This is a genomic window from Sphaerisporangium rubeum (assembly GCF_014207705.1).
GTDB lineage: Bacteria > Actinomycetota > Actinomycetes > Streptosporangiales > Streptosporangiaceae > Sphaerisporangium > Sphaerisporangium rubeum.
This window is the reverse complement of record NZ_JACHIU010000001.1, coordinates 5,410,224-5,422,302: the sequence shown is the minus strand read 5'-3', so window position 1 is coordinate 5,422,302 and position 12,079 is coordinate 5,410,224. Positions and strand designations below refer to the sequence as shown.

Annotated in this window: 12 protein-coding genes; 5 read left to right on the top strand and 7 right to left on the bottom strand. The window is 71.4% G+C overall.

The annotated features are described in order from the left end of the window. Nucleotides 1-39: 39 nt before the first annotated feature. Entirely contained in the window at nucleotides 40-504 is a 465-nt protein-coding gene (locus tag BJ992_RS23100) for an ATP-binding protein (protein WP_184984374.1), read from the top strand. A gap of 62 nt (nucleotides 505-566) precedes the next feature. Here the strand turns inward: BJ992_RS23100 and BJ992_RS23095 are convergent, their stop codons facing one another. From BJ992_RS23095 to BJ992_RS23085, 3 genes are all read right to left on the bottom strand, one after another. Continuing rightward, nucleotides 567-929: a VOC family protein gene (locus BJ992_RS23095; protein ID WP_184984372.1), complete on the bottom strand. Its 363-nt coding sequence runs from the start codon at nucleotides 927-929 to the stop codon at nucleotides 567-569. A 57-nt stretch (nucleotides 930-986) separates the two neighbouring features. Then, nucleotides 987-3,368 carry a serine/threonine-protein kinase gene (locus BJ992_RS32270; protein WP_221474944.1) on the bottom strand — a complete coding sequence of 794 codons (2,382 nt, stop codon included), beginning with the start codon at nucleotides 3,366-3,368 and terminating at the stop codon, nucleotides 987-989. Between the two features lie 159 nt (nucleotides 3,369-3,527). Continuing rightward, nucleotides 3,528-4,772 (bottom strand): serine hydrolase domain-containing protein, encoded by a 1,245-nt coding sequence (locus tag BJ992_RS23085; protein WP_184984370.1) that lies wholly within the window; start codon nucleotides 4,770-4,772, stop codon nucleotides 3,528-3,530. A 123-nt stretch (nucleotides 4,773-4,895) separates the two neighbouring features. On the opposite strand from BJ992_RS23085, the gene BJ992_RS23080 reads away from it, so the two are divergent. Further along, on the top strand, nucleotides 4,896-5,567 hold the full coding sequence (locus tag BJ992_RS23080; RefSeq protein ID WP_184984368.1) for a ThuA domain-containing protein: 672 nt from the start codon (nucleotides 4,896-4,898) through the stop codon (nucleotides 5,565-5,567). A 76-nt stretch (nucleotides 5,568-5,643) separates the two neighbouring features. Here the strand turns inward: BJ992_RS23080 and BJ992_RS23075 are convergent, their stop codons facing one another. From BJ992_RS23075 to BJ992_RS23060, 4 genes are all read right to left on the bottom strand, one after another. Continuing rightward, nucleotides 5,644-5,994, bottom strand: a complete 351-nt coding sequence (locus tag BJ992_RS23075) for a hypothetical protein (RefSeq protein WP_221474943.1) — start codon at nucleotides 5,992-5,994, stop codon at nucleotides 5,644-5,646. Next, nucleotides 5,991-6,494 (bottom strand): DUF6232 family protein, encoded by a 504-nt coding sequence (locus BJ992_RS23070; protein ID WP_184984366.1) that lies wholly within the window; start codon nucleotides 6,492-6,494, stop codon nucleotides 5,991-5,993. The genes BJ992_RS23075 and BJ992_RS23070 overlap by 4 nt, the downstream gene beginning before the upstream one ends. 245 nt (nucleotides 6,495-6,739) lie before the next feature. Continuing rightward, the gene (locus BJ992_RS23065) at nucleotides 6,740-7,372 is read right to left on the bottom strand and encodes a MerR family transcriptional regulator (protein WP_184984364.1); all 633 of its coding nucleotides are present in this window, start codon (nucleotides 7,370-7,372) and stop codon (nucleotides 6,740-6,742) included. Nucleotides 7,373-7,411: 39 nt separating this feature from the next. After that, nucleotides 7,412-8,125 carry a TetR/AcrR family transcriptional regulator gene (locus tag BJ992_RS23060; RefSeq protein ID WP_343072810.1) on the bottom strand — a complete coding sequence of 238 codons (714 nt, stop codon included), beginning with the start codon at nucleotides 8,123-8,125 and terminating at the stop codon, nucleotides 7,412-7,414. 165 nt (nucleotides 8,126-8,290) lie between these two features. On the opposite strand from BJ992_RS23060, the gene BJ992_RS23055 reads away from it, so the two are divergent. The 3 genes from BJ992_RS23055 to BJ992_RS23045 all read left to right on the top strand — a co-directional run bounded on the left by BJ992_RS23055 (nucleotide 8,291) and on the right by BJ992_RS23045 (nucleotide 12,075). Next, a complete protein-coding gene (locus tag BJ992_RS23055) occupies nucleotides 8,291-9,418 on the top strand; it encodes an acetyl-CoA C-acyltransferase (RefSeq protein ID WP_184984359.1) in 1,128 nt (375 codons plus the stop codon). Nucleotides 9,419-9,536: 118 nt separating this feature from the next. Next, the gene (locus BJ992_RS23050; protein WP_184984357.1) at nucleotides 9,537-11,039 is read left to right on the top strand and encodes a glycoside hydrolase family 3 protein; all 1,503 of its coding nucleotides are present in this window, start codon (nucleotides 9,537-9,539) and stop codon (nucleotides 11,037-11,039) included. Nucleotides 11,040-11,166: 127 nt separating this feature from the next. Then, entirely contained in the window at nucleotides 11,167-12,075 is a 909-nt protein-coding gene (locus tag BJ992_RS23045) for an SDR family oxidoreductase (RefSeq protein ID WP_184984355.1), read from the top strand. Nucleotides 12,076-12,079 lie beyond the last annotated feature (4 nt).

The window sequence follows — 12,079 nt, the reverse complement described above, 5'->3', positions numbered from 1 at the left end:
CCGAGCCGTCCTGAGCGTGAAAGGGCCCGGGAGATCATGATGACCAGCACTCCGCCCCGCCAACGTGAGGTCCGCTGGGAGGTGCCCGCCGACCCGAGCGTCACGGCCAAGTGCCGCACGCTGGTCCGCGAGACGCTGACCGGGTGGCAGATGCCCGGCCTCGTCGACGACGTGGTGTTAGTGGTGTCGGAACTGCTCGGCAACGCGCTCGTCCACGGTGGCCCGCCGATCCTGCTCACCCTGAGCGCGGCCGGCGGCGTGCTGTACGGCGCGGTGACCGACCGCGGCCCGGGCTGGCCGCGGATCCGCGAGGCCGGCACCGACCGCGAGCACGGCCGGGGCCTGCGCATCGTCGCCGCGCTCACCGACCGCTGGGGGGTCGACCCCGTCGCGACCGGCACCGGCAAGACGATCTGGTTCTCCCTGGCGCACGCGGCGCCGGGCCGGCGTCCCCTGCCGGTCGGCGGGCCCCGGCCGGTCGCGGGCCCGCTGCCTTCCCCCTGACCCGCGGGCCGGCCCACGACGTCGCGCGGGTCTCCACCGGTCCGCGGCCTGAGGTCACCCGGTCACGCGGGTGCCAGCGGGGAGTACAGCACCAGGACGTTGCCTGAGGGATCGCGCAGCACCGCGCGGGTCTCGTGCGGCCCGGCCTCGGGGCCGTCGACCAGCTCGGCGCCGGCGGCGGTGAGGTCGCTCACCGCGGCCTCGATGTCACCCACCTTGTACGACGGCGCGGTGATCGCCCCCGCGACCTGCTCGGGCCCGGCCACCAGGGCCACGGTGACCCCGCCGCCGTCCAGCGCGGCGAAGCGGTCGCCGTCGCGGAACTTCACGGCGAGACCGAGGGTCTCGGCGTAGAAGGCGATCGCCTTGTCGAGATCGTCGACCGGGATGAGCACGTTGCCGACCTTCTGAGCGTGCTGCGGCACACTGTCCTCCGTCGTGGGGTCGCCGCCGGGTGCGGGGGCTTGTCCGTGTGGTGGGTCCTACTGGGTGAGCTGGAGCTTGACCTTCAGTTTGAGGGTCAGGACCGGTCCGTCATCGCTTTCGGGGCTCGGGCTGCGTGTCGGCTCCCTGGTGGGTTCCGGCGACGGTTCCCTGGTGGGCTCGCGCGTGGGCTGCGGTGACGGCTCGGGGTCGGGGTCGGGGCACGCGGGGCCGCGCCGGGAGAAGCTCCCTGAGTCGCTGCCGGAGCCGAGACCGGAGGAGACCCGCACGGTGACCCGGCGGGTCTCGGAGTAGCCGCACGACGGCACGGCGAACCGCACGCTGAACGAACGGGTGTAGGAGGTCGCGCCGGACAGCGTGGCCGAGCGGGACGCCTCACGCTTGGTGGTGCGCTCGCCGGCGGTGACCGACTGCGTGATCGCCGCGCTCAGCGCGACCGGGTCCTTGGTGGCGCTGGTGACCCGCACGGTGAGCGTGCTGCCGTCGAACCCGGTGACGGTGACCGACGGGGGAGCGCACTTGGGCCCGGACACCTTGGTCTCCTTGACCACCGTGCCGTTGGCGGCGGGCCGGTCGGTCGTCACCCGCACCCCGAGCGTCGCGGTCGTGCCGCAGGCCACCTCACCGAAGTCGCCTGACACGCTGAACGCGTACGAGGTGTCGCCGGTCAGAGTGCGCGCGGCCTGGTCGACCACGCGCGGCGCGGCCTCACCCTCCCTGCGGGTGAACTCCACCGTGACCTTCACCGGGCCGGGGCCGGCGGCACGCACGCCGATGCCGGCGCTGCGGCCGTTCCAGTCGACCGAGACGTTCTCGACCGCGGGGGGCGGGCACTCGGGGCCCTTGACCTCGGTCGTGCGCTCCGCCGAGCCTCCTGCGGCACCCGGGCTCGTGGACACCGTGACCTGGCGGACGACGGTGGCGCCGCACGGCGCGGCGGCGAAGCCGCCGTCCACGACGCGCGAGTAGGTGGTGGCGCCGGTCAGCACCACGGTGCGGGTGCTGACCGGGCTCAGCGAACTCTTCGACGAGCCCTGCGCGAAGCGCGCGGTCAGGGTGACGTTCTGCGCGGTCGACGCGCGCAGGCGCACGGTGGCGGCGTTGCCGTCGAAGCCCGCGACGGTGAGGCCGCTCACCCGCAGCTGCCCGGGTGACGGGCCGGGTGGTGTCGCGGACGGCGCGGAGGTGGGGCCCGTGGTGGGGCCGGTTGTCGGGCCGCCGGTCGAGGGGGCCGTGGGAGGCGTGGACGGGCCGGGGGTGCCGTCGCCGGGGTCCGGCGTGACGGCCTCGGCCGGGGTGGGTCCGGAGCTCGCCGTGGGGGTGGCGGCAGGCTCCGTGGCGGGATCTGTGGTGGTCTCGACGACGGCCGGGGTCGGCTTGGGTGAGGTGGCGAGCGACACCCCCGTCACCGGGGTGCCGCGGCTGGCGGCGAGCACCGCGATGATGACGCCGGCCGTGATGACGCCGGTGCCGGCGAGCACACGCGGCGCGTACCTGAGGGGGTTCCTGATGACGGTGCGGGCCAGGCTGGTGCTGGTGTCGGGAGCGGGACGCGCCAGGGGGAAGCCGAGGGCCAGCAGGGCCGCGAGCTCGGCGAGGTGGCGCCGGCCGCGCTGCTCCCAGTCCTGGCCGTACGCGGCGCGCGCGGCGGTCTCCAGCTCGCCGACGAACGCCTGCGCCGTGGCGGGCCGGTCGGCGGGGTGCTTGGCCAGGCCGCGGGCCACCAGGGTGCGCACGGAGGCGGGTACGGCGTCCACGGGGATGCCGGCGTTGAGGTGCTGGTGGGCCAGCGCGACGGGGGTGTCGGCGCGGTAGGGCTTGCGGCCGGTGAGGCACTCGTAGAAGACGCAGGTGGCGGCGTAGACGTCGGTCGCGGGGGACGCGGGGCCGCCGTTCCACTGCTCGGGGGCCATGTAGGTGGGGGTGCCTGCCGGGGATCCCGGCACGCCGGCCGGGGTGGCGATGCCGAAGTCGGCGAGCTTGCTGACGCCGTCCGCCTGGACCAGGACGTTCTCGGGTTTGTAGTCGCGGTGCACGATACCCGCGGCGTGCGCGGCGGACAGGCCGAGCAGCGAGCCCTTGAGCACGACCAGTGCGGCCTCGGGGCTGGTGGAGCCGTGTTCCAGCAGGACGCGGCGCAGGGCCACGCCGTCGACGAGCTCCATCACGATGGCGGCGCCGAAGGGGCTCTCGACGTACTCGTAGAAGCGCACGATGTTGGGGTTGTCGATCTCGACCATCGTGCGGGCTTCGTCGCGGAAGGCTGCGAGGAAACGGGGGTCGGAGCGTAACTCGTCGGATAAGTACTTGATGGCGACGTGTGCGCCGGTCTCCTCGTAGGTGGCCAGCACGACCCTGCCGCTGCCACCCGTTCCGAGCACGCGTTCTTCCCGGTAGCCCGGAACGGACCAGGAGTTCATCGTCGTCCCCTCGACAGTCGCCTTCCCAGACGAAGGTCTCATTGCATGGGCGGATTGTCACGGGAATAGCTGATCGGGCCGGTGACGATTCGGTTACAGAAGGTAGGTCGGATTGGCATACCACCTGGTTATGGCGGTATTTTTTGTGCTCCTCCACGGTCAGTCACGGCCGAGACTGCGGTAAACGGCCTCGACCAGTCTGTAGGCGCGCATGCTACCCGTGATCACCTGAGAAAGCCTGTTCATGGTGTAGGCCATGCCGAGGCCGTGCCTGGTGTCCCCGAGACCGAGCGACCCCCCAAGACCGGTGTGACCGAACGCGGTGTCCCTGGCCGCGCCGGGAACGGGATAGGTGAGCGCGGGCCGCATGTATCCGAGCCCGAACGAACTGTCCAGCATCAAGACCCGGTCGGGTCCCCGCACCCTCCGCCGCACCGCGTCCCGCAGAGTCCCGAGCCCGAGGAGTTCTCCCGCCACCAGATCCCGGTAGAAGGCGGCGAGCCCGGGTGCCGTCGTGACAAGGCCCATGGCGGGCCAGCCCGCGGCCATGACGAGCGGATGGTTGGCGCCACCCTTCAGCAGATTGGGGTTCGGGTTCCCCATGGCCCGGTTCATGAGGCTGCCGGTGTCGAGCGCCGCCAGCGCCGCCGCATACCGCGGGTCACCACCCGGGCCTGGATCCTCTGAGACGGCCATAGGGCCTCCGCGGACGCGGCTTTTCGCCGCCGGACGCGTGAAGCGGTCGCCGGCCGACAGTCTGGCCGCGCGTGACACGACGTCGTCCGGTGCGCCGAGCCAGATCTCCAGGCCGCCTGGACCGGCGATCTCGTCGGCGACCAGCTCGCCGACGCTCGTGCCGGCGACCCGGCGGACGACCTCACCTACCAGGAAGCCGTAGGTGAGAGCGTGGTAGCCGTGCGCGGTACCCGGGGCCCACAGCGGGGGTTGCGCGGCGAGCCGGGCCGCGATGCCGGGCAGGTCGCCGAAGTCCTCCGGCGGCACCGGCTGCTCCAGCACAGGGAGGCCGGCCTGATGAGTGAGCAGGTGCTCGACGGTCACCCCGCTCTTGCCGGCGGCGGCGAACTGCGGCCAGACCTCGGCGACAGGGGCGGTGACGTCCACAGCTCCCTGCTCGGCCAGCCGCAGCAGGACCGTCGCGGTAATGGCCTTGGTGCACGAGTACGTGAGTACAGGCGTGTCCCGCTGCCACGGCCTGCCGGTGTGCCGGTCCGCCACGCCGCCCCACAGGTCCACGACCGGTTCCCCGTCGAGATAAACGGCGAACGCCGCACCCAGTTCCTCGCCGGTCGCGAAGTTGTGTTCGAAGGCGTCGCGGACGCGCAGGAAACGAGAATCGGCGTACCCCTGCACCGGCGGTTCCTTCGTGGGTCCCTGTCCGGTCATCGGGACCTCCATGGCGAGGCGTTCACTTCTCGTGAGCCTAACAATCCACACCCTGGGTGGTGGGGGTGCCGGTCCGTGAGACGGGTGTGGCGATCGGGACCGGACCATGATGAGGTGGGGCCCGTGGCGAGGAACTTGATCCTTTCCGGAGGAGTCGCTCATGACTTCCCGGCCACCTCGGCGGCCCTGGCCGAGGTGATGGCCGAGGCAGGTGTGGAGTCCACCGTCACCGAGGACATCGAGGGAGCGCTGCGTGAGCCGCCTGATATCGAGCTGATCACGGTGAACGCGCTCCGGTGCTGTATGGACGGCGGCTGGTCGGCCACGCAGGGCGGCTCGGCCTTCCGGCTGCCTCCGGTGGCGCGCGCCACGCTGCTCGGCCACATCGAGCGTGGCGGCGGCGTGCTGGCCATGCACTCGGCACCCATGTGCTTCGATGACTGGCCGTACTGGCGCCACATGGTCGGCGCCGCCTGGTGCTGGGGCAAGTCCCACCACGCGCCGGTCGGCCCCGCCGAGATTCACCTGCACGGCGACGACCCCATCATCTCCGGCTTGACCGGCTTCACCCTCACCGACGAGGTCTACACCGACCTCGCCACCATCCCCGGCATCCGTCCTCTGGCCAGCTCACAGGGCCAGCCGCTGTTCTGGACCCGTCAGTTCCCGCGAGGACGCCTCGTCTACGACGCTCTGGGCCACGACTCGCGCTCCTACGAGAGCCCCGTTCACCGCGAGATGCTCCGCCGCGCCACCGCCTGGCTGACCGGGAAGCCGACCTCCGTCTCACCTTGAGAAAGCTCCCCGCCTGCAGGCGGGGAGCTCGGTGAGGTCCGGCCCGACGGCCGCGCCGTCCGGTGGCCTGGCCGGACTAGGAACTCGAAAATAGGCTCAGAAGCTCTTTTATCGCGTTTATCACAGGAACTCCGACATCTCCGACAACCGTAGCGATTCCTGCGATTTTTCCCAGAGGTTGTCTGAGTTCCACAGCGGTGCTGTCCGGTCGGAGCTGTTCGACCGCTTTGTTGACCTCGGCTTGATCGTGGTCGTCCAGGTGATTCCTCAGTGCGTCGATCGCCAGGAGCAGGTTCTCGAGCGCGGTGGACCTCAGCTCTGGATCGGATGCGAATTTTCCTCCAGCCACGATGTCGCCGATGCCTTCATGAGTCGCCTTGCCTATGCTGCCCTGACCGAACTGGGTGATACGGTCACGGCTCATCATTTGCCTGCCAAGATGTCCCCGGAGCCGTCATGGCGCGCCTTGCCGATGCTTCCCGATCCGTACTGCTGGATGTAGTCGCCCTGGACGGCGTGAGCGACGTTGATGACCATCTGTGCGGAATCAGGGTGACCTATCGCCTTGGTGATCTCGTGGACCAGATGCGCGACCTCACTGGCCGCGGTGCTCCATACGGCGTCGCGCTGGGTGCCGGAGGTGTTGATGACCAGGCCGTGGAGAGGTGGCTGATTGAGTACCGTGACCAGGCGCCAGATCAGCAGTGCCGTCACGCCGAGAATGACGATGAGCGCGAGGGTGTCGCTGAACGCCGAGAGAATCAAGCCGGCCAGCAATGTGATCAGGACCCGAATGCTGAACCGTTTCCACGCGGCTCCCTTGTTGACCTCCAGTACACGCTGTCCGACGTGCGCGATGTTTCTCAGCGGATAGGCCTCGCCACCGACCCACAGGACGCCTTCGCTGATCCGGACCTGAACCACCATCGGCTGCTCTTTTCTGAAGCGCTGATCAGGTGCCGAGGAGCCCTTCTCCCGAAGCTCCCGGACATTGGGAGATTATGCACCTCAAGGCTCATGATCGTAATAGTTACCATAGATTTCCGCCGATTGTCGGCGGGGAATGGGCTGCAGAAGGCGCCAACGATTGCTACCGGAGCGGTTTATGACGGCTTATTGGTGGAATCCCGGGGTTTTGCCCTTTTTGCCAGGCGCAGGGGTGAGTGTCCGGGTCAGAGGTTGAGGAGTTGTGCGGAGGCCGACTCGTGGGCCAGCCTGCGCAGCACGTCGAAGACCTTGCCGTAGAGGACCGTGCCGACGACCAGGGACTCCACCGCGGCCTCCCTGGGGCCGTCGAAGGAGACCTTGGTCATGTCGTGGATGGTGACCAGCTCCATGACGGTGGCCGCGTAGCGGCGCAGGTCCTCGTCGTCCGCCGGACGGCCGAGCCGGCTGAGGCGCGCGAGCACCCAGGCGAGCTCGGTGCGGGTCGGCGCGTCGGGGGTGATCTGCCAGCCGAGCTCGTCGATCAGGTCGTCGACCCGCGCGAGGGCCGCGCCGAACTCCTCGTCGTCCGCCGGGGTCTCGACGGCGGGTGCCAGCGCGTAGTGCGCGGTGCCGAGCATCGTGTGCACCGGCACGGTCTCGTCCTCGACCGCCGCGACGATCTTGGCGATGGCCGCGACGGACAGGCCGCCGACCTCCAGCAGCGCGCGGATGAGCCGCAGGCGGCGCAGGTGCGCCTCGCCGTACTCGGCGCGGGTGGCGGACGTCGGCGTGCCGTGGGGGAGCAGGCCCTCACGCAGGTAGTACTTGATCGTGGGGACCGGGACCCCCGAGGTGGCGCTCAGTTCGGAGATGCGCATACGACGAGCGTATCCTAATTGGATAGTGTGGCTATCTGATCAGGTCTGGCCGGTGCGCTCGCCGGTGCCGAGGCCGTCGAACAGGACGGTGATGTAGTGCTCGGCGAGCGTGGCCGTGTTGAGGCGTCCGCCGGGGCGGAACCAGCGGACCGCGACCCAGATCGTGTCGCGGATCATGCGGTAGGTGAGCTTGGGGTCGGCGTCCGGCCGGAACAGCCCCTCGGCCTGGCCGCGCTTGATCTGCTCGATCCACATGCGCTCGACCTCGTCCTCGGCCTTGATGAGGTAGTCGAACCGGTCGCCTGGCAGTGAGCGCAGGTAGTTCCAGTCGTTCTGCATGACGGTGATGGCGGCGCGGTGGGGCTCCAGCGTGCTGAAGCCGATGCGCACCATCTCGGACAGCACGGTGCGCGCGTCGGAGCTGTCGTCGAGCGCCGCGCGGTAGCGGCCGATGAGGTCCTTGAGGAAGGTGGACAGGACCTCGTCGACGATGGTCTCTTTGGAGTCGAAATGGTGATAGAGACTGCCGGAAAGGATGCCCGCCTCGTCGGCGATCTCGCGTACCGTGGTCGCCTGGAAGCCTTTGCGCGCGAAGAGCTCGGCGGCCAGCTTGACCAGATGGTCGCGGCGCTCGGAGGCGGAGCCGCTCGACCCCGCACGCCGGGTGCCCCCCTGGCGCTTCGGTGCCCCCGGTGAAGAGGTGGCATCGGCGGTGTCCGCGACCGCGCCTCCGGCGTTCTTTCGCGTGTTCACGTCCCCCATTATGAGCCTCCACGCAATCGCTTGTTCGCCTGTTGACGGGGAAGAGGCGGCAGCTCATCCCCGGGATCAGAGGCTACCAAGCGCTTGTTACGCTGATATTGACCGATATGTGGAGCCGCGCGCCGCGCGGCCGGAAGATCCGGAAGGCGGCGCGTGATGACGGACGCGTACATCGTCGGCGCGGTGCGCACCCCCACCGGCCGGCGTGGCGGCGGGCTTTCGGCCGTGCACCCGGCCGACCTCGCGGCCCACGTGCTGCGCGCGCTGATGGATCGTACCGGTGCCGATCCCGCGGCCGTGGACGAGGTCGTGCTCGGCGGCGCGGACACCGCGGGCCCGCGCGCCGGGAACGTCGCGCGCGTCGCCTGGCTGGCGGCGGGGTTACCCGAGGCGGTACCCGGCGTGACCGTGGACCACGGCGCGGGTTCGGGTTCGCGCGCGGTGCGCTTCGCCGCCGAGGCGGTGCGCGCCGGCGACGCGCACCTGGTGGTGGCCGGAGGCGTGCAGAACATGAGCGCCGTCCCGGCGGGGACGGACGAGCCCTCGCCGGCCGCGGGCTCCAGGGGCTGGGCCGCCAGGTACCGCGGCAAGGACACCTCCGAGTGGCGCGCCGCCGAGCTGGTCGCGCGGCGCTGGGAACTGTCCAGGGGCGACATGGAGGAGTACCTCATCGAGTCGCACCGCAGAGCGGTCGCCGCCACCGACGAGGGCCGCTTCGCGCGCGAGATCGTGCCTGCGCTCGGGATGCGGTCGGACGAGGTGCCGCGCCGCGACGTCACCGCCGAGAAGCTGGCGGCCGTGGCGCCGCGCCGTGAGGGTGATCGCACCACGGCCGCGCTCACGGCCCCGCCGGCCGACGCCGCCGCGGTCGTGATGATCGCCTCGCGGGAGGCGGTGCGCGAGCACGGGCTGACCGCCAGGGCCCGGCTGCGTCACATGTCCGCACGAGGCGGCGATCCCGCCGCGCCGTTCGCCGCGCCGATCCCGGCCACCGTGCGCGCGCTGCGCGCCGCGGGGCTGACGCTCGACGACATCGACGTCGTGGAGGCCGACGAGGCGTACGCGCCGCTCGCGATGGCGTGGCTGCTGGAGACCAGGGCCGATCCCCGGCGGGTCAACCCCTCCGGCGGCGCGCTCGCGCTCGGCCGTCCGCTCGGCGCGCACGGCGCGCGGCTGCTGACCTCGCTGCTGCACGAGCTGGAGCGCGTGGACGGCCGGTACGGCCTGCAGGTGGTGTCCACAGGACTCGACCAGGCGGCCGTCACCATCATCGAGCGGCTGTGAGTTCGGCCGCGCCGGGAGACGCCATGGTCGGCGCTATGGAAAATAGGAAACTTTCCTATTAGATTGGCGTGCGTCCCGCACCGGCGAGTCCGGCGGCCCCGACCTGGCGAGGAGAGTGATGAAGCGCAGCCCCGAGCTTCTGCGTCTAGCCGATTCGGTCCTGTTGCCGGGGTTCGAAGGTGAGACGCCGCCTGAGTGGCTGCGCCGCCGTCTCGGGGAGGGGCTCGCCGGTGCGGTGCTGTTCTCCCGCAACATCTCGGACCCGGGACAGGTCACCGAGCTGACGGCCGCGCTGCGCGCCGAGCGGCCGGACGCCGTCATCGGCGTGGACGAGGAGACCGGTGACGTGAGCCGCCTCGAGGCCCGCACCGGCAGTTCACGGCCGGGCAACTACGCGCTCGGCGTGGTGGACGACGTCGCGCTCACCGAGGAGATCGCGCGCGGGCTCGGCGCCGACCTCGCGGCACTCGGGGTGAACGTCGACTTCGCGCCGTCCGCCGACGTCAACAGCAATCCCCGCAACCCGGTGATCGGGTTGCGGTCCTTCGGCGCGGATCCCGTGCTGGTGTCGCGGCACACCGCCGCCTGGGTGCGGGGGCTCCAGGCGGCGGGGGTCGCGGCGTGCGCCAAGCACTTCCCCGGACACGGCGACACCGGCATCGACTCTCACCACGGTCTCCCCACGTTGCCGGCGAGCCCCGAACGGCTGCGCGAGGTGGAGCTGCGGCCGTTCCGCGCGGCGGTCGAGGCGGACGTGCGCATGATCATGACGGGCCACCTGCTGGTCGCGGCCTGCGATCCCGGCATGCCGGCCACGCTGAGCCGCGCGGTGCTGACCGGGTTGCTGCGCGACGAGATGGGCTTCGGCGGCGTCGTCGTCACCGACGCGATCGAGATGGCCGCGGTGGCCGGCCGGTACGGCATCGGCGGGGCGAGCGCGCGCGCCGTTGCGGCGGGGGCCGACCTGGTGTGCGTCGGCGGGGAGCACGCGGGGGAGGACGTGGTGGTCGCCATCCGCGAGGCCGTCGCCGACGCGGTCACCGAGGGACTGCTCACCGAGGAGCGGCTGACCGACGCGGCCCGCCGCACGGCGGAGCTGACCGCCTGGGCCGAGGCGGCGCGCACGACGGCCGTCCCCGGCCGGTCGCTCGGGCTCGTCGCGGCGCGGCGGGCCGTACGGGTGACCCGGCGGCGATGGGACGTCCCGCCGGGTGGCGTCGCGCCGTACGTGGTGGAGCTGGCGCCGGTGATGAACCTGGCCATCGACCGGCACACACCGTGGGGAGTGGGGGAGCCGCTCGCCAAGCTGCTGCCGGGCACCTCGGTCGCGCGCTTCGAGGAGGACGACTGGACGGCGCTCGGCCCCGCCGCGGCCGGGGACGCGCTCGTCCCCGCCGCGGGCCGGCCGCTGGTGATCGTCGTCAGGGACGCGCACCGGGTCCCCTGGCTGGCCGGCGCGCTGGACCGCCTGCTCGCCGCGCGGCCGGACGCCGCCGTCGTGGAGATGGGCCTGCCGGGCCGCACCGACCTCGGCGCCGTGCACATCGCCACCCACGGCGCGGCCCGCGTGTGCGGCCAGGCCGCGGCGGAGGTCCTGGCCGGTCTTCTCGACGGGTCCTGACCCGGCTTCTTCCGGCGGGGCCGGGCAGGCGGGGATGGTCGCGGGCCTCGGCACATTCCTTGCACATGCATAAATCGTGATTTATCGGGAAACTTTCTCACGATCTTTTGGGGAAGAGGAACGGTGAATGAGCGGTATCTGTGCGGGGCGGATCGTCGTGGTGACCGGAGCGGGCCGGGGGATCGGACGGGCACACGCACTGGAGTTCGCGCGTCACGGTGCCAAGGTGGTGGTGAACGACCTCGGGACCGGGCCCCACGGCGGCGGCCGGTCGGGGGAGCCCGCACGTGAGGTGGTCGAGGAGATCAGGGACCTCGGCGGCGAGGCGGTCGCGCACCACGACGACGTGGCCGACTGGGACGGCGCGGCGCGGCTGGTCAAGACGGCCGTGAGCGCCTTCGGCGGTCTCGACGTGCTGGTGAACAACGCGGGGTACGTCAGGGACCGCATGATCGTCTCGATGACCGAGGACGAGTGGGACGACGTGGTGCGGGTCCACCTCAAAGGTCACTTCCTGCCGTTGCGGCACGCCGCCGCGTACTGGCGTGAGCGCTTCAAGGCCGGCGACCCGGTGGACGCACGGGTGATCAACACCTCGTCCGGCGCCGGGCTGCTCGGCAGCGTCGGCCAGGGCAACTACGCCGCCGCGAAGGCGGGGATCGTCGCGCTCACCCACACGGCCGCGGCCGAGCTCGGCCGGTACGGGGTGACGGTCAACGCGATCGCGCCGGCCGCGCGCACCCGTATCACCGAGGAGGCGTTCGCCGACATGGTGGCGCCGCCTGAGACGGGGTTCGACGTCATGGACCCCGCGAACGTCGCCCCGCTCGTCGTCTGGCTGGGGTCGCGGGAGTCCGCGCACGTGACGGGACGGGTGTTCGAGCTGGAAGGCGGCATGATCTCGCTGGCCACCGGCTGGCGGCACGGTCCCGGTGTGGACAAGGGAGCCCGGTGGCGTCCAGAGGAGGCGGGGGTGGCGGTCGCGAAGCTCATCGCCGAGGCCCCGATCGCCGAACCGGTGTACGGCACCAGGTGATCGC

Bases quoted from the DNA above. Each gene is read 5' to 3' on its own strand.
- BJ992_RS23100 (WP_184984374.1), top strand. From the start codon at position 40: ATGACCAGCACTCCGCCCCGCCAACGTGAGGTCCGCTGGGAGGTGCCC.
- BJ992_RS32270 (WP_221474944.1), bottom strand. From the start codon at position 3,368: ATGAACTCCTGGTCCGTTCCGGGCTACCGGGAAGAACGCGTGCTCGGA.
- BJ992_RS23085 (WP_184984370.1), bottom strand. From the start codon at position 4,772: ATGACCGGACAGGGACCCACGAAGGAACCGCCGGTGCAGGGGTACGCC.
- BJ992_RS23075 (WP_221474943.1), bottom strand. From the start codon at position 5,994: ATGATGAGCCGTGACCGTATCACCCAGTTCGGTCAGGGCAGCATAGGC.
- BJ992_RS23070 (WP_184984366.1), bottom strand. From the start codon at position 6,494: ATGGTGGTTCAGGTCCGGATCAGCGAAGGCGTCCTGTGGGTCGGTGGC.
- BJ992_RS23065 (WP_184984364.1), bottom strand. From the start codon at position 7,372: ATGCGCATCTCCGAACTGAGCGCCACCTCGGGGGTCCCGGTCCCCACG.
- BJ992_RS23055 (WP_184984359.1), top strand. From the start codon at position 8,291: ATGACGGACGCGTACATCGTCGGCGCGGTGCGCACCCCCACCGGCCGG.
- BJ992_RS23050 (WP_184984357.1), top strand. From the start codon at position 9,537: ATGAAGCGCAGCCCCGAGCTTCTGCGTCTAGCCGATTCGGTCCTGTTG.
- BJ992_RS23045 (WP_184984355.1), top strand. From the start codon at position 11,167: ATGAGCGGTATCTGTGCGGGGCGGATCGTCGTGGTGACCGGAGCGGGC.